The sequence below is a fragment of the Streptococcus sanguinis genome (assembly GCF_050222175.1).
In the GTDB taxonomy this organism is placed as follows: Bacteria; Bacillota; Bacilli; order Lactobacillales; family Streptococcaceae; genus Streptococcus; species Streptococcus sanguinis_M.
Genome location: NZ_CP071420.1, coordinates 1,005,645 through 1,031,236 on the forward strand (window position 1 = coordinate 1,005,645; position 25,592 = coordinate 1,031,236).

Annotated in this window: 26 protein-coding genes; 22 read left to right on the forward strand and 4 right to left on the reverse strand. The window is 42.3% G+C overall.

Annotated features, from left to right (window positions below; translation table 11 throughout):
* Nucleotides 1-10: 10 nt before the first annotated feature.
* Nucleotides 11-376: a TIGR02328 family protein gene (locus J1C91_RS05080; RefSeq protein WP_002909588.1), complete on the forward strand. Its 366-nt coding sequence runs from the start codon at nt 11-13 to the stop codon at nt 374-376.
* A 78-nt stretch (nt 377-454) separates the two neighbouring features.
* Here the strand turns inward: J1C91_RS05080 and J1C91_RS05085 are convergent, their stop codons facing one another.
* Complete coding sequence (locus tag J1C91_RS05085; RefSeq protein ID WP_002909590.1) at nt 455-1,270, reverse strand: Cof-type HAD-IIB family hydrolase; 816 nt, start codon at nt 1,268-1,270, stop codon at nt 455-457.
* A gap of 122 nt (nt 1,271-1,392) precedes the next feature.
* Here J1C91_RS05085 and lepA point away from each other — a divergent pair, with 122 nt between their 5' ends.
* From lepA to J1C91_RS05175, 18 genes are all read left to right on the forward strand, one after another.
* Nucleotides 1,393-3,216 (forward strand): translation elongation factor 4, encoded by a 1,824-nt coding sequence (gene lepA / locus J1C91_RS05090; RefSeq protein WP_032912442.1) that lies wholly within the window; start codon nt 1,393-1,395, stop codon nt 3,214-3,216.
* Nucleotides 3,217-3,449: 233 nt separating this feature from the next.
* Nucleotides 3,450-3,815 carry a DUF3592 domain-containing protein gene (locus tag J1C91_RS05095; protein WP_253269321.1) on the forward strand — a complete coding sequence of 122 codons (366 nt, stop codon included), beginning with the start codon at nt 3,450-3,452 and terminating at the stop codon, nt 3,813-3,815.
* A gap of 437 nt (nt 3,816-4,252) precedes the next feature.
* On the forward strand, nt 4,253-5,044 hold the full coding sequence (pnuC, locus tag J1C91_RS05100; RefSeq protein WP_002909595.1) for a nicotinamide riboside transporter PnuC: 792 nt from the start codon (nt 4,253-4,255) through the stop codon (nt 5,042-5,044).
* Between the two features lie 104 nt (nt 5,045-5,148).
* Nucleotides 5,149-5,793 (forward strand): hypothetical protein, encoded by a 645-nt coding sequence (locus J1C91_RS05105; RefSeq protein ID WP_002909596.1) that lies wholly within the window; start codon nt 5,149-5,151, stop codon nt 5,791-5,793.
* A 167-nt stretch (nt 5,794-5,960) separates the two neighbouring features.
* Nucleotides 5,961-6,455: a YkgJ family cysteine cluster protein gene (locus J1C91_RS05110; protein WP_002909597.1), complete on the forward strand. Its 495-nt coding sequence runs from the start codon at nt 5,961-5,963 to the stop codon at nt 6,453-6,455.
* Between the two features lie 196 nt (nt 6,456-6,651).
* Nucleotides 6,652-7,485 carry an AraC family transcriptional regulator gene (locus J1C91_RS05115; RefSeq protein WP_002909602.1) on the forward strand — a complete coding sequence of 278 codons (834 nt, stop codon included), beginning with the start codon at nt 6,652-6,654 and terminating at the stop codon, nt 7,483-7,485.
* Between the two features lie 52 nt (nt 7,486-7,537).
* Nucleotides 7,538-8,464, forward strand: a complete 927-nt coding sequence (locus J1C91_RS05120; protein WP_032912444.1) for a hypothetical protein — start codon at nt 7,538-7,540, stop codon at nt 8,462-8,464.
* 191 nt (nt 8,465-8,655) lie between these two features.
* Nucleotides 8,656-9,345 carry a YjjG family noncanonical pyrimidine nucleotidase gene (locus tag J1C91_RS05125; protein ID WP_032912445.1) on the forward strand — a complete coding sequence of 230 codons (690 nt, stop codon included), beginning with the start codon at nt 8,656-8,658 and terminating at the stop codon, nt 9,343-9,345.
* A 231-nt stretch (nt 9,346-9,576) separates the two neighbouring features.
* The gene (rpsP, locus tag J1C91_RS05130; protein ID WP_002895310.1) at nt 9,577-9,849 is read left to right on the forward strand and encodes a 30S ribosomal protein S16; all 273 of its coding nucleotides are present in this window, start codon (nt 9,577-9,579) and stop codon (nt 9,847-9,849) included.
* Nucleotides 9,850-9,868: 19 nt separating this feature from the next.
* The gene (gene kphA / locus J1C91_RS05135; RefSeq protein WP_002895313.1) at nt 9,869-10,108 is read left to right on the forward strand and encodes an RNA-binding protein KphA; all 240 of its coding nucleotides are present in this window, start codon (nt 9,869-9,871) and stop codon (nt 10,106-10,108) included.
* A 260-nt stretch (nt 10,109-10,368) separates the two neighbouring features.
* Nucleotides 10,369-10,920, forward strand: coding sequence for a putative immunity protein (locus tag J1C91_RS05140; RefSeq protein ID WP_011837041.1), 552 nt, complete (start codon nt 10,369-10,371; stop codon nt 10,918-10,920).
* A complete protein-coding gene (locus J1C91_RS05145) occupies nt 10,917-12,266 on the forward strand; it encodes a TrkH family potassium uptake protein (RefSeq protein WP_002918889.1) in 1,350 nt (449 codons plus the stop codon). Before J1C91_RS05140 ends, J1C91_RS05145 begins: the two co-directional genes overlap by 4 nt.
* Nucleotides 12,267-12,276: 10 nt before the next feature.
* Nucleotides 12,277-12,942: a potassium channel family protein gene (locus tag J1C91_RS05150; protein ID WP_011837040.1), complete on the forward strand. Its 666-nt coding sequence runs from the start codon at nt 12,277-12,279 to the stop codon at nt 12,940-12,942.
* Between the two features lie 165 nt (nt 12,943-13,107).
* Nucleotides 13,108-13,662, forward strand: a complete 555-nt coding sequence (locus J1C91_RS05155) for a GNAT family N-acetyltransferase (protein ID WP_002918892.1) — start codon at nt 13,108-13,110, stop codon at nt 13,660-13,662.
* A 75-nt stretch (nt 13,663-13,737) separates the two neighbouring features.
* A complete protein-coding gene (locus J1C91_RS05160; RefSeq protein WP_002909609.1) occupies nt 13,738-14,100 on the forward strand; it encodes a TIGR02328 family protein in 363 nt (120 codons plus the stop codon).
* Nucleotides 14,101-14,194: 94 nt separating this feature from the next.
* Nucleotides 14,195-14,713, forward strand: a complete 519-nt coding sequence (rimM, locus tag J1C91_RS05165; protein WP_011837039.1) for a ribosome maturation factor RimM — start codon at nt 14,195-14,197, stop codon at nt 14,711-14,713.
* Nucleotides 14,703-15,425 carry a tRNA (guanosine(37)-N1)-methyltransferase TrmD gene (gene trmD / locus J1C91_RS05170; protein WP_002909612.1) on the forward strand — a complete coding sequence of 241 codons (723 nt, stop codon included), beginning with the start codon at nt 14,703-14,705 and terminating at the stop codon, nt 15,423-15,425. Before rimM ends, trmD begins: the two co-directional genes overlap by 11 nt.
* A 190-nt stretch (nt 15,426-15,615) precedes the next feature.
* Nucleotides 15,616-18,177, forward strand: coding sequence for a CAP domain-containing protein (locus J1C91_RS05175; protein ID WP_002909613.1), 2,562 nt, complete (start codon nt 15,616-15,618; stop codon nt 18,175-18,177).
* A gap of 164 nt (nt 18,178-18,341) precedes the next feature.
* Here J1C91_RS05175 and J1C91_RS05180 read toward each other — a convergent pair whose 3' ends face one another.
* From J1C91_RS05180 to J1C91_RS05190, 3 genes are all read right to left on the reverse strand, one after another.
* Nucleotides 18,342-19,178, reverse strand: coding sequence for a sugar ABC transporter permease (locus tag J1C91_RS05180; protein ID WP_002897450.1), 837 nt, complete (start codon nt 19,176-19,178; stop codon nt 18,342-18,344).
* Nucleotides 19,178-20,536, reverse strand: a complete 1,359-nt coding sequence (locus J1C91_RS05185) for a carbohydrate ABC transporter permease (protein WP_002904606.1) — start codon at nt 20,534-20,536, stop codon at nt 19,178-19,180. The genes J1C91_RS05180 and J1C91_RS05185 overlap by 1 nt, the downstream gene beginning before the upstream one ends.
* A gap of 81 nt (nt 20,537-20,617) precedes the next feature.
* On the reverse strand, nt 20,618-21,874 hold the full coding sequence (locus tag J1C91_RS05190; RefSeq protein WP_002900230.1) for an extracellular solute-binding protein: 1,257 nt from the start codon (nt 21,872-21,874) through the stop codon (nt 20,618-20,620).
* A gap of 364 nt (nt 21,875-22,238) precedes the next feature.
* Between J1C91_RS05190 and uvrC the strand changes: the two genes are divergently transcribed.
* The 3 genes from uvrC to J1C91_RS05205 all read left to right on the forward strand — a co-directional run bounded on the left by uvrC (nt 22,239) and on the right by J1C91_RS05205 (nt 25,569).
* Complete coding sequence (gene uvrC / locus J1C91_RS05195; protein ID WP_125439436.1) at nt 22,239-24,068, forward strand: excinuclease ABC subunit UvrC; 1,830 nt, start codon at nt 22,239-22,241, stop codon at nt 24,066-24,068.
* Between the two features lie 153 nt (nt 24,069-24,221).
* Nucleotides 24,222-24,767, forward strand: a complete 546-nt coding sequence (locus J1C91_RS05200) for a hypothetical protein (protein WP_002909615.1) — start codon at nt 24,222-24,224, stop codon at nt 24,765-24,767.
* A gap of 196 nt (nt 24,768-24,963) precedes the next feature.
* Entirely contained in the window at nt 24,964-25,569 is a 606-nt protein-coding gene (locus tag J1C91_RS05205; RefSeq protein ID WP_032912447.1) for a nitroreductase family protein, read from the forward strand.
* The last annotated feature ends 23 nt before the right edge of the window (nt 25,570-25,592 follow it).

The window sequence follows — 25,592 nt, forward strand, 5'->3', positions numbered from 1 at the left end:
GGAGAAAATCGTGAGACTTTGGCACCAAGATTTGATTGAAAAACTTCCGCGCCAGCAGCTTTTAGGCCAGCATCGAGAATGCGCAGCCTTACGAGGACGAGGGTGGGGCAAGCCGCATGCAACGGTCAACTATGTTTTTGAGCACAGCCCTTATTGCCTCTATGCTTATCATCTCTTGATTATGGAGGAGATGCAAAAGCGGGGCTATCAGCCAGACAGCCTTTGGCTGGATAAAGACTATCGTGGTAAGACTTGTCCACCTTACCAGCAGTTGCCAGCTGAGGAGCTAGAACATCCCATTTATCCGGAGCATGACGCAGCCTATCTGCAAGAATGCTTGGAAAATCTGAAAGAGAAGGGAATAGAAATTTTCTGATTTCCAAGTACCAAGACGGCATAGTATTAAGGTTATAGAACAAAAAAAGGAAGAGACGTTGCTCTTCTTTTTTGACTTTTACGAATTCAAAATAAACTTCTCAATAGCAGTAGCAACCCCATTTTCTTCACAGCTGTCTGTGACGGCATTGGCTAGGCTTTTGACATGGTCTGAAGCATTGCCCATGGCTACACCGAGGCCTGCATATTCCAGCATTTCGATATCGTTGTTAGCATCACCGATTGCCATGATTTCCTGAGGATTGACGTCCAATTGTTTAGCCAATCGCTCTAGGGCAAAGGCTTTGGTCACACCGGACGGCATGGCCTCGTAAATGACTGGCTGAGAGCGAACGCCGCTGAAACGCTGGCAGATTTCTTGGCCAAAGTCGGCTTCAAAAGCATCTACCTGCTCTTGGCTGCCTAAAAACATGGCTTGAAACATTCTGTGTTGACCGCTGCAAGCCTCTTCTAGGCTAATCTCGGTTGGAGTGGTGAATACTAAGCTAGCATCATTCACGACATAGGAACTGGCTTTTTCTCCGACAACGAAATAATGCTCTTCATCAAAGAGAGTCAGCTGGACAGGGCTATTTTCAGACAGGCTATAGAGATAGCGAATATCCTGACCGCTTAGCTCTTGCCAGTCCACCAGACTCCAGTCGCTGGTCTGGTGAGTGGCGCAGCCATTGTCCACGATGACATATTCGTTTTCTTGTGCCAGGCCCAGTTTGTCATAATAAGGCTTGACGCCGACCAAGGGACGGCCTGTGCAAAGAACCAATTTGACTCCTTTTTCAATAGCTCGGTGCAGAGCTTCGATGTGAGCCTGGGGAATTTCTTTTTTGCTGTTGAGCAAGGTGCCGTCCATATCAAGTGCAAGAATTTTAATCATAAAGTGTCTCCAAAATTATTCTCTGACTAGTATAGCATAATTTATAGAGAAAGTCCGAGTCTATAGGAAAAATCACTGGTCTTGTGTTATAATAAATAGAATACCGTAAAAGGATGAGAAAAATGAATTTAGAAGATTTGAAAAAACGTCAGGAGAAGATCCGCAATTTCTCCATCATTGCCCACATCGACCACGGGAAATCAACCTTAGCCGACCGGATTTTGGAGGCGACTGAGACGGTTTCTAGCCGGGAAATGCAAGCCCAACTACTAGATAGCATGGACTTGGAGCGGGAGCGCGGCATCACCATTAAGCTCAATGCTATCGAGCTCAATTATACCGCCAAGGACGGCGAAACCTATATCTTTCACTTGATTGACACACCGGGACACGTGGATTTTACCTATGAGGTATCGCGGTCGCTAGCGGCCTGTGAAGGGGCTATTTTGGTAGTGGACGCGGCTCAGGGGATTGAAGCTCAGACCTTGGCAAATGTTTATCTAGCGCTGGACAATGACTTGGAAATTCTGCCAGTCATTAATAAGATCGACCTGCCAGCTGCGGACCCAGAGCGTGTGCGGGCAGAGATTGAAGACGTGATTGGGTTGGATGCAAGCGAAGCCGTGTTGGCTTCTGCCAAGGCTGGCATCGGAATTGAAGAAATTTTAGAGCAGATTGTGGAAAAAGTTCCAGCTCCGACTGGAAATGTAGAAGCACCGCTCAAGGCCTTGATTTTTGACTCAGTCTACGATGCCTATCGTGGGGTAATCCTGCAGGTGCGGGTGATGGACGGCGTGGTCAAGCCGGGAGATACCATTCAGCTCATGAGCAATGGCAAGACCTTTGATGTAACAGAGGTTGGCATCTTTACTCCCAAGGCCATTGGACGCGATTTCCTAGCAACAGGGGATGTTGGTTATATCGCAGCCTCTATCAAGACGGTACAGGATACTCGGGTCGGGGATACAGTGACCTTGGCGGATAATCCAGCTGCAGAGCCACTAGCTGGCTACAAGCAGATGAATCCGATGGTTTTCGCTGGTCTCTATCCGATCGAGTCCAATAAATACAATGATCTGCGCGAGGCTCTCGAAAAGCTCCAGCTAAACGATGCCAGTCTGCAGTTTGAGCCGGAAACATCTCAGGCATTGGGATTTGGATTCCGCTGTGGTTTCTTAGGCTTGCTACACATGGACGTCATTCAGGAGCGCTTGGAGCGTGAATTTAATATTGATCTGATTATGACGGCGCCATCCGTTATCTATAAGGTCAATATGACGGATGGTGCTTCCCTTGATGTGTCCAATCCGAGTGAGTTTCCGGATCCGACCAAGATTGATTCCATTGAGGAGCCTTATGTCAAGGCGCAGATTATGGTACCGCAGGAATTTGTCGGAGCGGTGATGGAGTTGGCTCAGCGTAAGCGCGGTGACTTTGTGACCATGGACTATATCGATGATAATCGGGTCAATGTCATCTATCAAATCCCACTTGCAGAAATCGTCTTTGACTTCTTTGACAAGCTCAAGTCCTCTACTCGTGGCTATGCTAGCTTTGACTATGAAATTTCTGAGTATCGCTCGTCCAAGCTGGTGAAGATGGATATTCTCCTCAATGGCGATAAGGTTGATGCTCTCAGCTTTATCGTTCACAAGGAATTTGCCTATGAGCGTGGTAAGCTGATTGTAGACAAGCTCAAGAAAATCATTCCTCGTCAGCAGTTTGAAGTACCTATTCAGGCAGCTATTGGTCAGAAAATCGTGGCTCGGACAGACATCAAGGCTTTGCGCAAAAATGTCTTGGCCAAGTGTTATGGTGGTGACGTTTCCCGGAAGCGCAAACTCCTAGAAAAACAAAAAGCCGGTAAAAAACGCATGAAAGCTATCGGATCTGTCGAAGTCCCACAAGAAGCCTTCCTCAGTGTCCTGAGTATGGATGAGGAATAAAGTCCGGTGGACTTTATTCGCCTAAGCCCTGGATTATAAATGCGAAGGAAAAACCAGTTAATGTTTTTCACCCGAGCTAGGAAATAGGAGTGTGAGTCAAATCTTGGATAAAACGATTATCATGATAGTAGCCATAAGTTTCTTTATTGGGCCTTACAAATTTAGTTTTATACCTATTCTATCGACGGGAGAAGAATATTCAGAAAAAATGTACTGCTAAAATTTCAGGTATAGTGGTAGATTATGATAATCGTAATGAAATGGTTATCCCTTTGCCTATTGTAGAATATCTCGTGAATGGGGAAACATACAGAAAAAAATTTGAATATGCTTATTATGTAGAAAATTCTAGAAAAAAAGAACAAAAAGATGCCTTTGACAGGAAATATATTCTTAGCGCTGGAAAGAATTTACAGTTAAGAGAAATATTCCCAAAAGGCTCAGCCATGACGGTTTATTATAATCCTGAGAAGCCTGAAAAAGCCTTTGTAGAGCGTTATGCTAGCTATGATAGAATCTTTAGGTTGCTAATAATAATCTTTTCCATTATTGGTTTTGTTCTTACCGCAATAGTTCTAGGAATTTCCTATTTGAGTTGATACTTATTTGAGACTAGTTTGCTCATTATTCTACATTTTCAGCTATGAAATGCCCTAATCTCAAAAATGTTTTCTAACCTTCCTGATGGTCTTGAACGACTTATCTCTTGTTACTTATAGTCTAATGAAAATTATAGCAATCATAAATCGTCAAATTTTAATGATGCATTTATTATGCTTCACAAAAAGGTAGAGACAAATCAAAAATGTCTGACTACTACCAAATCTAAGTAAAAAGACTTACAAAAATTTGTAGGTCTTTTCTTGAAATCCGAACGTTAGGAAATCTTTTTTTGATTTTACTTGACATTTTCTGAAATAGGAATATGATAAAGTGTGAACACTGTATAAGTAAAATTTGTGCGTGTTCGAAAATAATAGAGCGTTGCATCCGTAAGTCAATTTGACACGGCTCTTAAAAAACAAAAGGAGAAAGAATGAATACTTATATCCAAAAGAGAATCGCAAACATGAAGCTGACGCTTTCTGAAATGTCTGGTGGCTATAAACGAATGGTTACTAGTATGAAGAAGCTCGGCTTTTCTGGTACCTTGAAACTTATCTGGGACGATTTGTTTGCTCATCGCAGTCTAGGTCAATGGGTTTATCTCTTGATTCTAGGGAGTTTTCCGCTCTGGCTGGAGCTGATATATGAACATCGCATCGTGGATTGGACGGGGATGATTTGCAGTCTGACTGGGATTATCTGTGTGATCTTCGTTTCTGAAGGACGGGCTAGCAATTACCTCTTTGGTTTGATCAATTCTGTGATTTACTTGATTTTGGCTTTGCAGAAAGGCTTTTATGGAGAGGTTCTGACGACTCTTTACTTTACCATCATGCAGCCAATTGGACTCTTGGTGTGGATTTACCAAGGTCAGTTTAAGAAAGAAAAGCAAGAGTTTGTTGCTCGTAAGCTAGATGCCAAAGGATGGACAAAATATCTATCGCTTAGTGTGCTTTGGTGGTTGGTCTTTGGCTTGATTTATCAGTCTGTGGGTGCCAATCGTCCTTATAGAGATTCAATCACAGATGCGACAAATGGTGTAGGACAAATCTTGATGACGGCTGTTTATCGCGAACAGTGGATTTTCTGGGCAGCGACTAATATTTTTTCTATTTACCTCTGGTGGGGTGAAAGTCTTCAGATTCAAGGGAAATATTTGATCTATTTAATCAACAGCTTGGTCGGATGGTACCAGTGGAATAAGGCTGCTAAAAAGGCATAGTCCTATAAACAGAAAAGCAATCGGATGTGACAATGTCTCTCTTTCCTTTCGTCCTAAAAATATGGTAAACTAGTATTAGTAAAATTTATTAGATTTAGGAAGGAATGACCATGAAAAAGAAGTACTTTCTGCTTTCCCTGACTATCTTAGCCGGCCTTTCTCTGTCTTCCTGTAGCCTTATCAGGAGCTATAGCAGTCGGAAACCATCTGATTCTTCTAGTCGGGTTTCCCTGAGAGATGACAGCGATACAAGCAGTAGCAGTCGTAGAGAAAAAGATTCGTCAAAGACTACTGGTACGCAGCGGGTTGGATCTGATGATTATGGCTATATTAGTATTCCTGATAATTGGATTAAGTTTACAGACGTAGATGGTGGCGATAGTGTCCAATATACGGATGGAAGTGGCTATAACATTGTCACGATGAACGCTTATACGAAAGAAAAAGCCAATATCGGAGAAGGTGAAGAATTCAACGCTGAAACCATTGCCCAACGTATTGCTTACCACTGGAAGGATAATAAGGAAGTCGATGATTTTTGGGGAGCAAAGAGTACCGTAGCTGGAAATGAAGCCTTTCAGATTAATGTTGTTTTAAAATCCACTCAAAACCTAACGGTTTGGGTCTTCAAACAAGGCGATAAGGTCTATATGATGTCCTTTGAAGGCGATGAAGACACTCTGTATGAATTTATCCCCTATATCGAAGAAACTTGGAGCGTCAGCAAGGACGGTGGAAAAAGTATTTAGCGACCGCATTTGATAATTGCTCTCTAAGTTCATAAAAAGCAAATCTGGGACTCGTTCTCAGATTTTTTTGTGAGATGGAATATATCATATTCTTTGAGTTTGATAAGATTTAAGAAGGCTCATTTTATGATATAATAAAAAGAATTTGAATACAGAAAGAAAAATATATGACCCAAGAAATCGACCTTGAAAAGTACCATCAGCTAGCTTTGCAGAAGCAGAAAGAGCACCGAAAGTTTTTAGCCAGTCTCAAGAAAAAGCCACCAAAAAACCTCGATAAGATTGCCCAGCAAATCCATGATGAGGTCTTTGAAGAGATTGACTGTACAGCCTGCGCCAATTGTTGTAAGACGCTGGGACCAGATTTTAAGGAAGCTGATATTGTCCGTATTGCCAAGTATTTCAAGATGAAGCTGCCAGCTTTTGAAGAGGAATTTCTGCAGGTGGACGAAGATGGTGACAAGGTCTTTAAGTCCATGCCTTGTCCTTTTTTAGGTGGAGATAATCTCTGCTCGATCTACGATGTCCGTCCCAAGGCCTGCCGAGAGTTCCCTCACACAGACCGCAAGAAGATTCATCAGATTAATCATCTGACAATCAAAAATACCCTGACTTGCCCAGCGGCTTATCTCTTTGTGGAGAAACTGCGGGATAGGTTGTAAAATCCCCTATAAATCTTGTACAAAAATTCTAGGGCGGAAGTATTTTATATCTGTTAGACTATAGTTAGAATTGAACATGGCCTAGAAGCTGTGTGAAAAAGATGAAATTTTCTCGGAGCAGGAGCCCCTCCCTCAATTTTCCTATTTTCGTTCTGCTTTTAAGGGCCTTAGTATCTTTTGTGAGGTGAAAAAGAATATGATGCATCAATTCAATCGAACCATGGAATATCTGGAAAGTAAGCTGGACGCAGAAGTTGATTTGCAGAAATTTCAGCAGCTATCAGGTTATTCTTATGCTCTCTTTAGCAGGCTCTTTTCTATTCTAGCAGATATGACTTTAGCAGAATACTTGCGCAATCGCAGGCTGTCAGAAGCTGTGATAGACTTGCGGGAAAGATCTGATAAAGTCATTGATATAGCACTCAAATACGGCTATGAGTCTTCGGATGCCTTCAGCGCAGCCTTCAAGAAATTCCATGGTGCGACTCCCTCAGAAGTTCGAAATGGAAAACCTTATCGGGTCTTTCCTAGACTTCAATTATCCTTAAAGATTACAGGAGGAAAGAACATGGATATCAAGATTCAAAAGAAACCTGCTTTTACTGCGGCTGGCGTCCTATTGGAAGCTATTGACAATAGCCAGTGCCCGTCTGCATGGGAGCAGCTTTATGCAAATCACAGCTTTGAAAGCCTGGAAAGTTTGGGCAGTGGTCAATCCTTTGGCGTCTGCTCTGATGTCAAAGAAGGCGAAATCATCAACTATATGGCCGCTTATGATGTGACGGATAAAGCTAAAGCAGAAGAACTAGGTCTGTCAATCAAAGAAATCGCAGAAGCTGAATATGCTATCGTACCAGTCAAGGGGACTATACCAACCAGCATCCACCATGCTTGGAAATATGTCTTGGAAGTCTTTTTCCCAGAAACTGGCTATCGCCACTCAGGAGCACCAGACTTTGAAGTCTACACCGAGGGTGACATGTCCTCCCCAGACTATCAAATGGAACTCTGGATACCTGTGGTGAAATAAAATGGTGATTGCAAGTCATTTTTTAAGTGTCGATTACAGAGGAGGAGATGCTATGCAGATGTATTTTGGGGACGTTTCTCTTTGTTATACATATTCACTTGCGATGGCGTTGCATTCGTATGGTTATGATGTTCGCCCTGAGTTTTTGGAAGCCATTATGGTGTTGGGAAATGGCGCTAGTATTGTAAAGGAAGATGAAAAACACCCCTTAGTCTTCTTTGATAATGGGATGCCAGATAGTTCTATCAGCCATTCTTTAGACATTCTGGGTTTTACATATGATGAATACTATATAAAGGATTCAAATGCTGTGAATCATATCTCTATCAGAGAGATCTTAAGTAAGTTCTTGCTCAGCGGAACTGTTGTTCTTGGCCCTTTGGACATGGGTTATCTGACTTATAATCCCAATCATATCCATTTGTATGGGGTGGACCATTTTGTTTCAGTTTATGATCTAGATGATGAGTTTATCCATTTCCATGATCCAGCAGGCTTTGCTTGTATGAAAATGACTTTCTCAGAATTTTCGAAAGCCTGGGAAGCTAAAAATATCGACTATAAAAGAGGTTCTTTCTCCATGTGGGGAAACTTCAAAAAAATCAAATCTCCTACTTCCAAAGAGATTTACCAGAAAACATCTATGCTGATGAAGCAACAATATGAACATGGCGAGGAGAATGTGATTGCAAAATATGCTAAGTCGGTAGCGGAGAATGGCTTGAATGAAGAACAAAAACATCTTCATCAATACTTTAGTTTCAAATTAGCTTCTATCAGAAATCTATACATGAGCAACTTCTTAAAAGAATACGATACTGTCAGATCAGAAATAAAAGAAAATTTAGCAAGATTGTTCGGCCAAGCTCATCTATTTTGTATCAAGGAAGATTATCAGAAACTGTCAGAAGTCTTGTATGATATTGCAGCGCTAGATAGTAAATTTAGAGATTTGTGTATTCACTATAAAGAAGAGTAGAAGAAGTGAGAAAAACGAAGATGCTGTTTGGTAATGTAGCAGAATCAAAACAAGAGCCACCAAACTATCAAATGAAAGTCTGGATTCCAGTAGTGAAATAGAATGAGAATCAGCCGTTTATTTTTGAGCGGCTGGTTTTTTATGCATTGTGGTATAATGAAGCTACTACAGTTGCAGAAAGGATTTCTACCTTGTCATACAAATTTCTACTTTTCGACCTTGACCATACGCTGCTGGATTTTGATACGGCAGAAGACATCGCCTTGACTCATTTTTTGGAGGAGCAGGGCGTAACGGAGATTCAGACCTACAAAGACTATTATATTCCCATGAACAAGGGGCTTTGGCGGGAACTGGAGCAGGGGAAAATCACCAAGCCGGAGCTGGTCAACACTCGCTTTTCTCGTCTTTTTGCTCATTTTGGCATTGAGAAGGATGGAGCCGAGTTGGCCCTTCTCTATCAGCAGCATATTGCTCAGCAAGGACAAACATACGCTGGTGCAAGCGAGCTTTTGGACAGTCTGACCGCAGCTGATTTTGAGATTTATGGAGCTACCAATGGTATCACGGCTATTCAGACTGGCCGCATGGCCAATTCCGACATTTCTCCTTATTTTAACCATATTTTCATTTCGGAGAAGATGGGGACTCAGAAGCCCGAAGCTTTGTTTTATGAAAAAATAGCAGAGCAGATACCAGATTTTGACCTGTCTCAGACTTTGATGATTGGAGACTCCTTGACAGCTGATATTGCTGGCGCTAATAATGCCGGACTAGACTCTGTCTGGTACAATCCCAAACAGCTAGAAAATGAAAGTTTTTTTCAACCGACCTATACCGCCTATTCTTATGATGACATTATCAGACTCTTGGTCCCATAAGGAGACTGCAAATGAAAAAAATCCTTGCCTTGTTTTCTCTTAAATATATTTATATCGAGTAAGCTAGTAAAAACGCATTGCGTTTTTAAGGTGAAAAGACATAGCTAAAAAATTTTTAACTCTGTCAAGAAAAAAACTTGACAGCTATTTTTAATCTGCTATAATAGAACATGTGCTTAATAGCTTTGCTATTTCACCAAAAGAAAAAAATAAAGAAAAGAGACCTTAATAATGGCAGTAAAAATCCGTTTGACTCGTATGGGTTCTAAGAAAAAACCTTTCTACCGTATCAATGTTGCAGACTCACGTTCACCTCGTGACGGACGTTTCATCGAAACAGTTGGTACTTACAACCCACTTGTAGCTGAAAACCAAGTTACTTTGAAGGAAGACCGTATCCTTGAGTGGTTGGGTAATGGTGCACAACCTTCTGATACTGTACGCAATATCCTTTCAAAAGAAGGTGTATTGAAGAAATTCCACGATTCAAAATACTCTAAATAATAGAAGCGTAGGTTGACATATGGACACGATTGAAAATCTAATTATTGCGATAGTGAAACCTTTGATTTCACAGCCAGATGCCTTAACTATCAAGATTGAGGATACACCTGAATTTTTAGAATATCACCTGGATCTTGATCAGAGTGATGTTGGACGTGTAATCGGTCGTAAAGGTCGTACTATCTCCGCTATAAGGACGATTGTTTACTCTGTCCCAACCGAGTACAAAAAGGTTCGCATCGTCATTGATGAGAAATAAGAAGCAGCGGGGCTATGTGTCCCGCTTTTTCTATGGCCCTTAATGAAACAAGCCTTTAGGCGTAGTTGAATTTAGGGCCATTGATGCAGTTCGAGCTATGCGAGAACTACGTTCCTTAATTTCCTTGCAGAAACAAGTTATTAGGCTCAGTTGAATTTAGGACCATTGATGCAGTTCGAGCTTCGTGAGAACTAGTACTTCATTTAAGATAAAAACGAAATGCAGGGGCGAGTTTAGAGAAATTCGAAACTGGAGGACATATGAAGTCAGAAGATTATGCTTGGAACACTCATGAGCGTAAGTGTTATGAGAATGATCAAGTGATTTTACCGAGCCCTTATAAGCTAAAAATTCTGGATGATAGTGAGAAGAGATTGGAATTGGAGCTTGTTTTGGAGGAACTTCCTCAGGGGCAACTGGCTCGATGGGCTATGAAAATGGCGTCAAGCTTTATAGCTCTGATAGATGCGGAAGATGAGTCTGAAAAGCAGAAGATTTTGACTCAGGTAAGAGCGATTTTTCGGGCTCGACTTGATGATAGGGCATCTGCCTATGAACTAAGGCAGGCTGGTTTCTTGGCTCAGCAGCTGTCGCAGCAAGCCCAATCACAAATCGGTAAATATGCTGCGCGTGTCTTTGCCCAAGCAGTCGCAACAGGCCACATGCGGGGCCATGCTATTGTCGCAGCGGATTATGCCATCAAAGTCAGAAACTTGCAGAGTCCAGATGATTTGCAGCGGGCTGTCAAGGAAAGAGAAGGGCAGATAGAGTTAGCCTCTGCTTTTATTAGATCAGGAAAGGAAACTTTATGAAGCATTTATTTTCACGCTTGTCACCAGCGCAAAAGATTATCTTGTCTTTTCTTCTGGTGATATTCTGTGGCTCCTTGCTACTCAGTCTGCCTTGGGTGCAGACGGCAAGTTCCCAAGCGAGCTATCTGGATCATCTTTTTACAGCTGTCTCGATGGTCTGTGTGACAGGGCTTTTTACTCAATCGGTTGTGGATACATACAATGTCTGGGGACAGCTCCTTTGTATGTTGCTGATTCAGATTGGTGGTTTGGGAATCCTGACTTTTATCGGATTTTTCACCATGGAAAGTCGGAAAAAGCTCAGCCTCAAGGATCGCCGTATTCTGCGGGATAGTTTTAGTTATGGTCACAATCGTACCTTAGGTCAATTTGTCCGTTCGATTTTTATCACGACTTTTGCTATCGAAGGACTGGGTGCGCTCCTTCTCATGATTCGCTTCATTCCCAAGTTTGGTATGAGAAAAGGGATTTTTAATTCTATCTTTTTAGCCGTTTCTGCATTTTGTAATGCGGGCTTTGATAATTTTGGTAATGATAGCCTACTGGGCTTTCAGACAGATGTTTTGGTTAATATCACCTTGGCTCTCCTCATCATCACTGGGGGACTGGGCTTTATGGTCTGGTTTGACTTGGCGACTAAATTGGGAGGAAAACAGAAGGAGCTTCACTTTCATACCAAGGTAGTCTTGCTGCTGACTGCTGGTCTCCTCGTTTTTGGGACGGTAACGAGTCTCTGGACGGAGTATAATAATCCTGGAACGATTGGCAATCTTTCCTTTGGCGATAAGCTACTGGTCAGCTTTTTCCAGACAGTCAGCATGAGGACGGCTGGCTTTGCTTCCATAGATTATACGGCTGCTCGTCCAGTAACCCTGTTTATCTATCTGCTCCAGATGTTTTTAGGAGGAGCTCCGGGTGGTACAGCAGGTGGTCTGAAAATTACAACCTTCTTAGTTCTTTTGCTTTTCGCTCGTAAGGAGATTTTGGGCTTGCCACATACCAATCTTGGTCGGAGAACGCTGGCTCCTCAGCTAGTGCAGAAGGCTTTTGGTGTGACAGTGATTTTTCAGCTGACATTTCTGTTTGGTCTTTTGGCTCTTGGGCTAGTGACCGATAGTAGTCATCGCTTTATTTACCTGATATTTGAGACCGTGTCGGCACTGGCTACAGTTGGTGTGACAGCCAATATCACTACCAGCCTCAATACAGCTGGTATGGTTGTGATTATGTTGCTGATGTTTATTGGACGGGTGGGGCCGCTGACTCTTATGGTCAGTCTTAACCATTATCAACCGAAGAAGGCGACTACCTTGCACTACAGCAAGGCGGACATTATGATTGGATAGGAGAAAAGAAATGGCAAATCAAACAGTTGGAATCCTTGGCTTGGGGATTTTTGGACAGAGTATCATTGAGGCCTTGATTTCTCAGGATGTAGAAATCATTGCAATTGATAATCACGAAGAGACAATCAATCAGTATGAAGACATGATTGCCGTCGGTGTGATCGGGGACATTACTGATATGGAGCTTTTGGAGGCCGCAGATGTCGGTTCCTGTGATACGGTCGTCGTGGCGACGGGAGAAAGTCTGGAATCCAGCGTCCTAGCGGTCATGCACTGCAAGGCATTGGGCGTAAAAAATGTCATTGCCAAGGTCAAGGATGAAGTGACCCAGCAGGTGTTGGAAAAGGTGGGAGCTGATTTGGTTATCCTGCCTGAAGTGGAGGCTGGTATTTCATTGGCTAAGACCATTCTCTTTAACCATTCGATTGAGGTCTTCCAGCTGGATGACGATGTAGTGGTGGCTGAGTTTGAGCTGCCTGCTAGCTGGGTCGGGAAAACGGTCCGTGAAGTAGATGCTCGTAGGTTGTATCATCTTAATATTATCGGCTATCGTCTGACAAAAAATCAGCCTTTGGAAAGCCAGTTTACTCCAGACTTTGTCTGGCTAGCAGGAGTCAGCATTATGGCTGTGACTGATAACCAGCATTTGGACGATTTACGTGAAATAGTGAAGTAGTAGCTAGGATAGGTCCTCTTCGCTGGAAAGTCCTATTGGCACTTTCTAGTAATTCGGCACCTTACTATCATTTCAGAAAAATAAATACATAAGAGCTCTTTCAGGGCTCTTTTTTGAAACCAGTTGTAAAATTTGTTATACTATCACTAGAAAAGGAGTGATTTTATGAGCTTAACCAGCCAGATCATTACAGCAGATTTTCCGGATTTGGATAAGGTAGAAGCCTTGAATAATGAAGCTTTCCCAGAAGAGGAAAGGATACCGCTCAGTGAATTTTTACGATATGAGGAACAGGAAGATGCTAATTTTTTCGCCTTTTATCATGAAAAGGAATTTGTTGGTTTTGCCTTTGCTATCTCCAACTCGCAAGCCTTTTATGTTAGTTTCTTTGCGATTATGCCTCACCTGCGCAGCCATGGCTATGGTGGTGAAATCATCGAAAAGCTGGTCAATTTTTATCAGCGAACCATGATTTTAGAAATCGAGCGTCTGGATGAGCCATGTGACAATCTTGCGCAGCGTCAGGCTCGCTGGGATTTCTATCACAGCAAAGGCTTCCGCTCAGCTAATGCCTTTCTGGAATATGAGGATCTTAGCTTTGAAATCCTTTATCGAGGGAATTCTTTTGACGAAGAAGCCTACCGAGACATTTTCCGCCGAATTCAGGAGGAGAATTATTTCGACTTTGAAATCAAACATAGACGTTTCAGCGATTATTAAAAGGAAATTCTCTGGAGCTCAATTGCGATTTTGAGCAATAAAAGATTGCTTTGTTTTTACTAAACGGAGGATAAAATGAGACTCTGGCATCAAGCACTGATTCCCAAGCTTCCCCGTCCGCAACTACTTGGTCAGCATCGGGAATGCTACGCTCTTCGTGGCAATGGCTGGGGCAAGAAACATGCGACCGTTGACTATGTTTTTACGCACTCTCCTTACTTGCTTTATCGCTACCATGAGCTGATTATGGAGGAGATGAGCAAGCGAGGTTATCGTGTGTCTCCAGAATGGCTGGAGCGGGACTATCGTGGCAAGACTTGTCCAGCTTATGTGCATCTGGAAGAAATGGCTGTGGCGAGCCCTATTTACTCCGAGCATGACGCAGCTTACTATGAGGAATGCCTGCAAAATCTCAAAGAAAAAGGCATTGACTTATAAGCTTTTCCGCTGTCTGAGCCAGCTGCCTATCTTGAGAAAAAGCCAGCAAAATGATACAATAAAACGAATAGTAAAAAGATTAACTGGAGTAAAAATGAATTATTTTAATGTTGGTAAAATCGTCAATACCCAAGGTTTGCAAGGGGAGATGCGGGTTTTGTCGGTGACAGATTTTGCGGAAGAGCGTTTTAAAAAAGGCAATAAACTGGCCCTTTTCGATAAGAAAGACCAGTTTGTTATGGATGTGGAGATTGCCAGCCACCGCAAGGCCAAGAACTTTGATATTATCAAGTTCAAGGGCATGTACCATATCAATGACATCGAGAAATTTCGTGACTTTAGTCTGAAAGTAGCCGAAGAAGACTTGGCTGATTTGGAAGATGGCGAATTTTACTACCATGAAATCATTGGCCTTGAAGTCTATGAAAATGATGTTCTGCTAGGTACGATTAAGGAGATTCTCCAGCCAGGAGCCAATGATGTCTGGGTGGTCAAGCGTAAAGGTAAGCGTGATTTGCTGCTGCCTTACATTCCGCCAGTGGTGCTGGGAATCAACATCGAGCAAGGTCGGGTTGATGTAGAGATACCGGAAGGATTGGACGATGAAAATTGATATTTTGACTCTCTTTCCGGAGATGTTTGCGCCCTTGGAGCACTCTATCGTCGGTAAAGCGCGAGAAAAAGGCCTCTTAGAAATCAACTACCATAATTTCCGAGAAAAGGCTGAAAAATCCCGTCATGTAGACGACGAGCCTTATGGTGGCGGTCAGGGGATGCTGCTACGGGCTCAGCCAATTTTTGATGCCTATGATGCTATTGAAAAGAAGCGGCCTCGCGTGATTTTGCTGGATCCTGCCGGACGTACCTTCGACCAAGCCTATGCTGAGGAGCTGGCTCAGGAAGAGGAATTGATCTTCATCTGTGGTCACTATGAGGGTTATGATGAGCGGATCAAGACCTTGGTGACGGACGAGATTTCGTTGGGTGACTATGTGCTGACTGGAGGAGAACTGGCAGCTATGACCATGATTGATGCGACAGTTCGCCTGATTCCAGAGGTTATTGGCAAGGAAGTCAGTCACACGGATGACAGCTTTTCGTCTGGACTCTTGGAGTATCCTCAGTATACTCGGCCCTATGACTACCGAGGTATGGTCGTTCCGGAAGTCCTCATGAGTGGCCATCATGAAAACATCCGCAAGTGGCGTCTCTATGAAAGTTTGAAAAAGACCTATCTAAGACGACCTGATTTGCTGGAACACTATGAAATGACGGCTGAAGAAGAAGCGATGCTAGAAGAAATTCGACAAGCTCAATCGGACTGACAAGCAAGGTTAACTCTTAGAAAGGATCTAGGAGTTTTTGCTTTATTTGATAAAGAAATGCTCATTTTTGTTGGAAAAACCAGCTTATTTTTCTAATAAAACATTTTTGTAACTAAAATGTAATAAAAAAACTATTAAAACTATAAGTTTGCTACTAGTTAATACTAGCGTTTTGTGATAGTATATTACTATGCGGGCTGCTATACCCAGGTTAATTATAGTATGTGAGATTATAAAAAGGAGATTGATTATGGAAAAGAAAATAGGCAAGTCTGTTGTAGCGACTGGTATCGCGGCTACAACTATTATTTCTGGTGGACTGACCCATCAAGTGCACGCGGATGAGTTGGTTGAATCAACTGTAACAGCTCCAAAAGCGACTGAAGTAACTGAGAAACCAGTGACAGCAGCAGATGTAGCTGTTGCCCAAGAAAATGCTGAAGCGGCCAAAGCTAAACTTGATGAGCAAAGATCGATAGTAGATACTGCTAAAACAGAAGCTGAAGATGCAAAAACTAGCGTGAAAGTGGCTGAAGCCGCTGTTGAGACTGCTAAAGAAGTGCAGGCAGAAGCAACAGAAGAAAATGTTGCTAAAGCGGAGACGGAAGCAAAAACAGCAGAGCAAGAGGTTGGCGCAAAAGACACTGCTGTTCGAGAAGCAGAGGCTAAGGCTGCCAAGGCAGACCAAGCTGTTAAAGATCAAGCGAATACTATTAAGGCGAGCCAATCTCTGGTAGACATTGCCGAGACTGAATTGAAACAAGCTAAAACACCGCTTAACTCAGAAGAGCAAGCTGTAGCAACTGCTAAGAGCCAGCAAAGTCAAGCACAGACCGCTTTAGACAATGCAAAGACTGAGTTGACAAAGGCGGAACAAGCAGCGTCTTCTGCTCCACAAGTGCAGGCTGAAATCCAGAATAAAATCAATCAGACAAAGGCATCTTTGAGCCAAACCAATCAAGCTATCAGCTCTCTTGAAGCGCAAATTCCTGCTGCTGAGAAAGCAGCAGCAACAGCTCCTGTTGACCTTCGCAATACGACTTATTCTCAATTTTTAGAAAATGTTCGTAACAATGCGGCTAATCAAGAAATTCGTGATGCTGCTAACAATGCACTTGCTGTTTACCAACGCGGACAAAATGAATTTGGTATCTCAGTTAATTCTGACCCAACTAGTCCAGCTAATCTGGAAAATAACCTGCAAGCTTTAGAGTTGGTCAAGGCTATTAATGCTTACCGTCGTAATGCCGGCTTACAAGAGTTGTTGGTTGATCCATATGCGAATGTGGCTAGCCAGATTCAGACTATCTACTTTGAGCGCAATAACTGGCACATGGGCAAGCTGATTGGTAACGAAAATGTAGCGATTAGCTTTGACCCACAAGGAGCTGTCAATTTCTGGCATAGTGAAAAAGAACTCTATCAACGGATTGCGGCGCAATATGGACTGCCTACTGATGAAACTCAGATTGATGCTAATGCTATCTATATGAGAGTTGGTGCTGATGTATTTGCTAAAATTGGCCACTATGTGCAGATGATGGACAATAAAGCCAATGCTATCTCGGCGGCTTATGATAAACATCCAAACCAATGGGGCACTCCTCATGGTACATCCGAGGTTGGTTTCCATCACATTAGCAACTTTAACCAGCGTGTTAATAACGGTACTCTATTGACTGTTGCTGCTATGGAGCAGTTGTTGCGTGCTGGTGGTGGTCGTTCTGCAGGTTCTAACGCTAATGTTACAGCACTTAAGAATCAATTAGCTGAACTTAAGGCTCAAAAAGTTGGTCAGGAATCAGCTATCAATATCCTAAATGCTCAATTAGCTGATGCTCAAAAGACAGCGGCAGCTCAAATTGCAGCAGTTGAAGCAGCTCGTCAGAAGGTAGCAACTGCTGAAAATAATCTAGCTTTGACTAAGCAGAATGTTGCTCTCAAGCAAGAAGCTCTTGACAGAGCAACAGCTAAGATTGCAGCAAGCTTGGCTCCTTACCAAACTAACTTGAGCAATGCTCAGGCAGTTCTAGCGGCAGCTAAGGATAAGTTGGCAGAACTTCAGTCTGCTCAAGAAGCTGCGAAAGCTAATTTGACAACTGCTCAAGAGGACTTGCTGTCTGCTCAAAAAACATTAGCTGCAGCTAAAAAGAAAGTTATTGACCTTCAAAATGCTCCTCAGTTACTTGCAGAAGCAGAGCGGGAGTTGGCAGAAGCGCAGCTTGATTTTGAAGCTAAACAAGCAATCTTAAATCAAGAGACTGCAACTTTAGCTGTCCTTGAGGAATCCTACAACAGTCTTCAAGCGAATTATGAAACTCTCTTGAATATCTTGAATCAAGCAGCTCTCCTGTATGGAAATGCTCTGAATAGTAACTATCGCTCAGGTGAAGATAAACAGACTCTAACTGCTGTAAAAGGCGGAGCTGCTGGTCCAGGTGCAGAGGATGAATCTAAGAAAGATTCAGATGCTAAGACTGCAGAAGTTCATGCGAACACTCGTGAAGTCAAAGGAGCCACTACGGGTGCCGTTCAAGCGGCAGGTGGTGGTGCGTTTACTGATTTTGTTGTAAATCCTGCAGCTCAACTTGCTAGCGTGGCTACGACAGCTGATAAGGCTCCAACAGTTCCTGCTATTCTGCCAAATACTGGCTCAGAAGCAGAACGCCTTGCAATTTTTGGTATGGCACTTGGTGCAGCTGCCTTTTTGGGAACGAACAAGCGCCGTCGCAGAGACGAAGATTATAATTAATGAAATAAAAAATGAGATTGGAACGATTTCCAGACTCATTTTTTTTGTCCAAGTTAATAAGCAATCTCATATAAAAGGGATGAGGAGTTAAGTTCCACATTTTCTAAGAAAGATAAAAACTTCCGATATTAATTGTCGGAAGTTTTTGATATACATAATAGATTCTATTTGACTGCTCCGCCTGTTACACCTTCTACGTAGTATTTCTGCATGAAGATGAAGAGAAGAGTGATTGGGATAGCGATGATAATTGCTCCAGATGTGAAAGGCAAGAACCATTTATTGATGGCGTCCTTATTAAGCATTTGGAAAAGTCCCAAAGCCACTGTATATTTTTCCTTGACATCGCCTAGGATGACAGAGGCAAAGATGAAGTCAACCCAAGGTCCCATGAAAGCCATAAGCGCTGTATAAACGATAATCGGTTTTGAAAGCGGCAATGTAATAGTCCGGAAGATTTGGAAGCGGGTCGCTCCGTCGATCATAGCGGATTCGTCCAATGAATATGGGATTGTATCAAAGAAACCTTTGGCTATATAGAAGCCTAAAGCTGCTCCAGCTGAATAAACCAGAATCAGTGAAGTCAGGGTTTGTGTCAAATTGAGTGCTTTCAAGATGTAGTAAACCGCAATCATAGACATGAAACCTGGGAACATGTTAAGAACCAGAGCCAGCTTGAGGAAACGATTTTTATGCTTGAATTTGATACGGCTGAGTGAGTAAGCCATACCCACAGTAATCAAAGTAGACAGGATACAGGTTGCTGTTGCAACAATCAGGGTATTCATAAACCACTGAACAAAAGGATATGTGTTGTTATTAAACAGTCTGATATAGTTGTCAAGAGTATAGGTCTTAGGGAAGAAGTAAGGGACCGCATTAGAGCCTTCACCACGGAAGCTGGTCAGAAAAATCCAGATAATCGGCGTTAGCCAGATGAGTGCTAAAACAGCCAGTAAGACATAAATCCCTAATAAACTGAGTTTTTTTCTATTTTTCATTATTTAGCAGTTCCTTCCTTGAATGATGCGGATCTAGTATAGGCTAAGAGACTGAAGGCTGCAGAGATTGCAAAGATCAGGATACCGATAACAGATGCCAGATTGTAGTCCTTGGCAGAAACGGTCAGTTTATAGAGCCAGGTAACCAAAAGATCAGTTGAGCCTGCCTGATAGTAGGAAGAGTTAGTAGGTCCACCGCCTGTCAGGAAGTAGATAACGTTGAAGTTATTGATGTTTCCTATAAACTGCTGAATGAGTGATGGCGCCATAATCAAGAGAATTTGAGGGAAAGTAATGCTCTTGAAGATTTGAAGCTTGCTAGCTCCATCAATCTCAGCAGCTTCGATTTGCTCGCTAGGTAGGTTCATGATAATCCCAGTCGCTACCAGCATGGTAAATGGAATACCAATCCACATATTGACAAGGATGATTGAGAACTTAGCCCAAACAGGGTCACTCAAGAATGGAATTGGATGCTGAATGAGATGGAGGCTTTGCAATAATCCGTTCAAAGGTCCATTGTCATTCAGGAAATTACGCATTAAGAGCAGGGATACGAATTGTGGAACTGCGATAGTAATAACGAAGAGTGTGCGCCAAACTTTCTTGTACTTGAGGCCTTTGGTATTGAGCAAGAGAGCTAAAACAATACCGAAGAAGAATGTAGTAGCTGTCGCAGCAACCGCCCAAATCAAGGTCCAGCCTAAAAGTGGGAAGAAGGTGCTAGCCATGCGACCTGAGAAAACATCACCAAAGCTAGAGAAGCCAACCCAGTCAAAAAGTGACTTAGGAGCTGGATGCTTATGGTCAAAGTTAGTAAAGGCCAAGCAGATCATATAGATCAGAGGCAGGATGGTAAAGAGCAGTACTCCAATGAGAGGAATGCTCATTAGACCCATGTGGAAGCGGCCGTCAGCAAGCGTCTTAAAGTCCTCAACGAAGTTAGGAATCTTCTGACCGGACTGCTTGAGTGCCATCAAGTGACGAGCACTTTTCAGGTTACACCAGTAGATGTAGGCGAAGACTGCACAGAAGATAAGAGAAGCAAGTCCAAAAATCAGCATCAGCATAGAGTTGTCACCCGCTACTTGAACGGTGATTTCCAAACCGTTAACTTTTTTGATAGCCTCTCCCTGCTCTTGAGTCCCCAATGTAATCATGCCACCAATAGCTGGTATGATTTGGACTGCAAAAGCAATCAGGAAAGCAATTTCTGAGAAGAGGAAGAGCAGCCCCTTGATAAATTGTTTGTTTACAAGGTTGCTCAGTCCCATTACCAGAAAAGAGAGTTTGACATCCCAAGTTCCCTCTTTAAAGACCTGAACCATGGATGCATTGTCATAAGATGACTGAGTCATAGTATTCTCCTTATATTTACAAAGAAAGAAGTGAGGAGGCTGCCCTCCTCACTTCAATGCTTATTTTTATTCGTTTGAGGATTATTTAGCTGCTGCTAAATCTTTATCAAACTGTTGTAATTTTGCGAGGTATTGATCTTCACCAAATTTACCGTTGTAAGCATCGCTGAGGATTGCAGCACTTTCAGTCCAGAAGACAGACATTTGGCTAAGTTTAGGCATAACTGTTGTGTAGGTATCAGAAGATCCCATTGTGATAACAGCTTGTGCCAAGGCATCTTTCTTAACATCTTCAGACTCTTGCACTTCTTTGTTAGCAGGGATGATGTGACGTCCTTCAAACTTGAATTGGTTTTCTTGGCTTTCTTTGCTAGTAAGCACTTGAGCCAGTTTGTAGCTTGCTGCGATACGGTCAGTGTCGCCGTTTGAAGGTGTTTGGTTAACTGCGTAAAGTTTTACACCGAGGAAGGCTTTTTGTTGAACGTCTTGTCCACCGATGTTAACAGTTGGGTAAACAGAGATACCAAGGTTGTCTTTGCCGACAGCTTTTTCAGCAGCTGCGTAGTCCCATGGACCTGATTGGAAAGCGTCAACTGAACCATCTTCAAATTTAGCAAGAAGGTTAGAAGCATCTACGTTTACAAAACCGCTGTTATTCTTTTGAGCTGCGATGAACTTCAGAACGTTCACACCGGCTTCGTTACCCCAGTTTGTTCCGTCTACTTGCTCACCATCTTTACCAAAGAGAGTGTCGCCAACAGAAAGGAAGAGTGGAGCAGTGATGTATCCATTAGCCTCTTTCAAGTTTCCACCAAATTTAGCTTTAGAAGTGATGGTTTCATAAGACTTAACATCATCAGCGGAAAGTTTTGATTTGTTATAGTAGGTTACTTGTGATTCGATACCGTATGGGAAAGCATAAGTTTTGCCTTTGTATTGAGCACCAATTGCTGCTTGTTCAGTATCGTTTTTCTTGACTTCTTCTGCCATTTTAGAAGGAACTTCTTGAATAGCTCCAGCTTCAACTAATTTACCAAGTTGGTCGTGTGGCAGAGAGAAAACATCGGCAGCAGTACTAGCATCTTTTGTCAGATTTTCCTGAGCGTTTGGATCTTCCATTTCGACTACGTCAACCTTGTAGCCTGATTCTTTCTCGAACTTGCTAACTGTATCAGAGTAAGAATCTTTAGAACCAGTTGGCACCCAAAGTTTCAAGGTCTTGCTATCGGCTTTAGAAGAAGAGCTCTCCTTGCTACTATTCGAGCTACAAGCTGCTAACAGTGTTCCTGCAGCCAGCAAGCTGACACTGCCCAATACTACTTTTTTCCATGTTTTCATTCCTATTTCCTCCCGGAATTTTTATTTACAATCCTATTATGCAACCGTTTGCAATTTTTGTCAAGCCTTTTTTTGAAATTTTTTTAAAAATATATTAATTTTTCTAAAATTTTTCTATTTTATTTCTGTTTATTTAATCAAAGCCTATTAAAATGGCTGTGCAATCGCTTGCTTGATTTTTGCATAGAAAACGCTTTATTATGGAGAGGATTTTGTCTCATTCGCAATATATTTTTGGTACTTGTATGAAGAGATGAAGAGAAGTTGTTGTTCAGAATTATCTATGAAAGGAATTCAACTTATGATTTTCTAATAATCTAGTGTCTACCTGTTGAATACTCCCCTTTTCTGCTATAATAGACCTATGAACAAGCTAATCCAATCAAAGCTGGAACTGTTGCCGACCAGTCCCGGCTGTTACATTCACAAAGACAAAAACGGTGCCATTATCTATGTCGGAAAAGCCAAGAATCTTCGTAATCGGGTTCGTTCTTATTTCCGTGGCAGTCATGACACCAAGACGGAGGCTCTGGTTTCCGAGATTGAGGATTTTGAGTTTATTGTCACCGAGTCTAATATTGAGGCTTTGCTTCTGGAGATTAATCTAATCAAGGAAAACAAGCCTAAGTACAATATCATGCTCAAGGACGATAAGTCCTATCCTTTTATTAAGATTACCAATGAGACCTATCCGCGCCTGATTATCACGCGCCAAGTCAAAAAGGACTGTGGACTTTATTTTGGTCCTTATCCGGATGTCGGTGCGGCCAATGAAATTAAGCGTCTTTTGGATCGACTCTTTCCTTTCCGCAAGTGTACAAATCCGCCTGAAAAGGTCTGCTTTTACTACCATCTGGGGCAGTGCAAGGCTCACACTATTTGCCAAGTAGACAGCCAGTATTTCAAAGAGCTGGCTCAGGAGGTAGCTGCCTTTCTCAAGGGACAGGATGACCAGATTATTGAGGATTTACGGGGGAAAATGGCTGGCGCAGCGCAAGCTATGGAGTTTGAAAAAGCGGCAGAGTACCGCGACTTGATTCAGTCCATTGGTACGCTGCGAACCAAGCAGCGGGTCATGGCCAAGGATTTGCAAAATCGTGATGTCTTTGGCTACTATGTGGATAAGGGCTGGATGTGTGTACAGGTCTTCTTTGTCCGCCAGGGCAAGTTAATCGAGCGTGACGTCAATCTTTTTCCCTATTACAATGATCCGGACGAAGATTTTCTGACCTATATTGGCCAGTTTTACCAAGAAAAGTCCCATCTCAAGCCCAATGAAATTTTGATTCCGGCAGACATTGATGAAGAAGCTGTCCGAGTCCTGGTGGATACCAAGGTGCTTAAGCCCCAGCGAGGCGAAAAGAAACAGCTGGTCAATCTGGCTATCAAAAACGCCCGAGTTAGTCTCCAGCAGAAATTTGACCTCTTGGAGAAATCTATTGAAAAGACTCAAGGTGCTATTGAGAATCTAGGGCAGCTCCTTAACATTCCAACGCCTGTTCGTATTGAGTCTTTTGATAACTCCAATATTATGGGGACCAGTCCTGTATCGGCTATGGTGGTCTTTGTCAATGGTAAACCAAGCAAGAAGGACTATCGCAAGTATAAGATTAAGACTGTGGTAGGACCCGATGACTACGCCAGTATGCGTGAGGTCATCAAGCGGCGCTATAGCCGAGTGATTCGCGATGGACTGACACCGCCTGATCTGATTGTCATTGATGGTGGACAGGGCCAGGTCAATGTCGCTAAAGAAGTTATTCAGGAGCAGTTGGGATTGGATATTCCTATCGCTGGACTGCAAAAAAATGACAAGCACCAGACTCATGAATTACTCTTTGGTGATCCTTTGCAAGTTGTAGAATTATCCCGAAATTCGCAGGAATTTTTCCTACTCCAGCGTATCCAAGATGAAGTCCATCGTTTTGCTATTACCTTCCACCGCCAGCTCCGGTCTAAGAATTCCTTCTCATCGCAGCTAGATGGCATTGAAGGCTTGGGACCAAAACGCAAGCAAAATCTTATGAAACACTTCAAATCTCTAACCAAGATTAAAGAAGCCAGTGTCGACCAAATCGTCGAAGTCGGCGTTCCACGAGCAGTGGCAGAAGCAGTGCGGGAGAAGTTGAATCTAGCAGACCAGCAGAAAACTTCCTTGCCTGAAGTAGCAGAGCCACAGGTGGATTTAGAATAGACAAATCTCATATAAGGACAGTGTATGCAGAATTTTTTTAATAATTAGGAAAAAATTAACAGAAATGGAGGGACTATTATAATGCCTATAATGTTTGACAATAAAATAATTTTGTATTATAATATGTCTATTCTTTATTAATAGGAGACAGTAATGAGAAAAATTATTACAGCTAGTGTAGCGCTTTTATCTGTTATAACTTTAGCAGCATGTTCTGGAAAAACAACATCAGATTCTTCTGAAAAAGCTTCAAGTTCTGTAGAAAAAACATCTACTTCAAAGAGTAAATCAAGTAGCTCTGAAACTTCATCAAAAACAGCTAGTTCAGATGCAGAAATCCCAGAAATTGTTCTTTTGACAGATGAAGAAATCGACAATGCTAAAACAATTGGTGACATGAAAGCCCTCTTTAGTAAGTTGATTGATAATTATAAAAAGTACATAAATGAAATCGGGGCTAAAGTACCTGAGGCTGGGAAAGAAGCATACAATCAACAAGTAGAACCAGCAATTCAGTCTATGGAAACTTCAAGAGAGACATTTAATGAAACCCTTTCAAGTGTTGGTTCAGATGATACAGAAGTTCCAGAACAAAATCGTGCTTTATTTGCTCAGCAATTGAAAACAGGACGTGATACCATGAAGAAGGCGATTGAGGGCGCTTATAAAGCTCTTGCTCCACTTACGTCAGCTCAGTAATATCTACAAAGTAGGTGACTATCACCTGCTTTTTTTATTACTAAAATTTAAAATCAATCGAAGGACGAGTATTTGAGAGAAAGCCTAAAATGTTCATAACAGTTACGGTGTAAAGTTTCTCCCAGTGAAAAACTTCTGCAAACTTTTACAAAATATGATAAAATGAAGCTAGTATATTTAGAAAAGGATGCGACTTATGAAATTTCTAGAACTCAATAAAAAGCGTCATGCGACCAAGCATTTCAATGACAAACCTGTGGATCCAAAGGATGTTCGCACAGCGATTGAGATTGCAACTTTGGCACCTAGCGCTCACAATAGCCAGCCGTGGAAGTTCGTTGTGGTGCGGGAGCGTAATCAGGCTCTAGCAGAGACAGCTTTCGGTGGAAATGTGGACCAGATTAAGGAAGCTCCAGTGACCATTGCACTCTTTACTGATACTGATTTAACCAAGCGGGCTCGCAAGATTGCGCGTGTTGCTGGAGTGAGAAATTTCTCTGACGAGCAGCTCCAATTTTACATGCAGAATCTGCCAGCTGAGTTTGCTCGCTATAGTGAACAGCAAAAGAGCGATTATTTATCTCTCAATGCTGGTCTGGTGGCCATGAATCTTATTCTGGCTCTGACTGACCAAGGTATCGGTTCTAACATCATCTTAGGTTTTGATAAATCTAAGGTTAATGAGGTTTTGGAAATTGATGAGCGTTTCCGTCCGGAACTCTTGATTACTGTTGGTTATACTGATGAAAAACTAGAACCTAGTTATCGTTTGCCAGTTGATGAAATCATTGAGAAACGTTGATATAGATAGGTTTATGATTTAAT

What these genes read in the sequence shown, in the direction of transcription:
- J1C91_RS05085 (WP_002909590.1), bottom strand. Translation starts at nt 1,270, where the DNA reads ATGATTAAAATTCTTGCACTTGATATGGACGGCACCTTGCTCAACAGC.
- lepA (WP_032912442.1), top strand. Translation starts at nt 1,393, where the DNA reads ATGAATTTAGAAGATTTGAAAAAACGTCAGGAGAAGATCCGCAATTTC.
- pnuC (WP_002909595.1), top strand. Translation starts at nt 4,253, where the DNA reads ATGAATACTTATATCCAAAAGAGAATCGCAAACATGAAGCTGACGCTT.
- J1C91_RS05105 (WP_002909596.1), top strand. Translation starts at nt 5,149, where the DNA reads ATGACCATGAAAAAGAAGTACTTTCTGCTTTCCCTGACTATCTTAGCC.
- J1C91_RS05110 (WP_002909597.1), top strand. Translation starts at nt 5,961, where the DNA reads ATGACCCAAGAAATCGACCTTGAAAAGTACCATCAGCTAGCTTTGCAG.
- J1C91_RS05115 (WP_002909602.1), top strand. Translation starts at nt 6,652, where the DNA reads ATGATGCATCAATTCAATCGAACCATGGAATATCTGGAAAGTAAGCTG.
- J1C91_RS05120 (WP_032912444.1), top strand. Translation starts at nt 7,538, where the DNA reads ATGCAGATGTATTTTGGGGACGTTTCTCTTTGTTATACATATTCACTT.
- rpsP (WP_002895310.1), top strand. Translation starts at nt 9,577, where the DNA reads ATGGCAGTAAAAATCCGTTTGACTCGTATGGGTTCTAAGAAAAAACCT.
- kphA (WP_002895313.1), top strand. Translation starts at nt 9,869, where the DNA reads ATGGACACGATTGAAAATCTAATTATTGCGATAGTGAAACCTTTGATT.
- J1C91_RS05140 (WP_011837041.1), top strand. Translation starts at nt 10,369, where the DNA reads ATGAAGTCAGAAGATTATGCTTGGAACACTCATGAGCGTAAGTGTTAT.
- J1C91_RS05145 (WP_002918889.1), top strand. Translation starts at nt 10,917, where the DNA reads ATGAAGCATTTATTTTCACGCTTGTCACCAGCGCAAAAGATTATCTTG.
- J1C91_RS05150 (WP_011837040.1), top strand. Translation starts at nt 12,277, where the DNA reads ATGGCAAATCAAACAGTTGGAATCCTTGGCTTGGGGATTTTTGGACAG.
- J1C91_RS05155 (WP_002918892.1), top strand. Translation starts at nt 13,108, where the DNA reads ATGAGCTTAACCAGCCAGATCATTACAGCAGATTTTCCGGATTTGGAT.
- J1C91_RS05160 (WP_002909609.1), top strand. Translation starts at nt 13,738, where the DNA reads ATGAGACTCTGGCATCAAGCACTGATTCCCAAGCTTCCCCGTCCGCAA.
- rimM (WP_011837039.1), top strand. Translation starts at nt 14,195, where the DNA reads ATGAATTATTTTAATGTTGGTAAAATCGTCAATACCCAAGGTTTGCAA.
- trmD (WP_002909612.1), top strand. Translation starts at nt 14,703, where the DNA reads ATGAAAATTGATATTTTGACTCTCTTTCCGGAGATGTTTGCGCCCTTG.
- J1C91_RS05175 (WP_002909613.1), top strand. Translation starts at nt 15,616, where the DNA reads ATGCGGGCTGCTATACCCAGGTTAATTATAGTATGTGAGATTATAAAA.
- J1C91_RS05180 (WP_002897450.1), bottom strand. Translation starts at nt 19,178, where the DNA reads ATGAAAAATAGAAAAAAACTCAGTTTATTAGGGATTTATGTCTTACTG.
- J1C91_RS05185 (WP_002904606.1), bottom strand. Translation starts at nt 20,536, where the DNA reads ATGACTCAGTCATCTTATGACAATGCATCCATGGTTCAGGTCTTTAAA.
- J1C91_RS05190 (WP_002900230.1), bottom strand. Translation starts at nt 21,874, where the DNA reads ATGAAAACATGGAAAAAAGTAGTATTGGGCAGTGTCAGCTTGCTGGCT.
- uvrC (WP_125439436.1), top strand. Translation starts at nt 22,239, where the DNA reads ATGAACAAGCTAATCCAATCAAAGCTGGAACTGTTGCCGACCAGTCCC.
- J1C91_RS05200 (WP_002909615.1), top strand. Translation starts at nt 24,222, where the DNA reads ATGAGAAAAATTATTACAGCTAGTGTAGCGCTTTTATCTGTTATAACT.
- J1C91_RS05205 (WP_032912447.1), top strand. Translation starts at nt 24,964, where the DNA reads ATGAAATTTCTAGAACTCAATAAAAAGCGTCATGCGACCAAGCATTTC.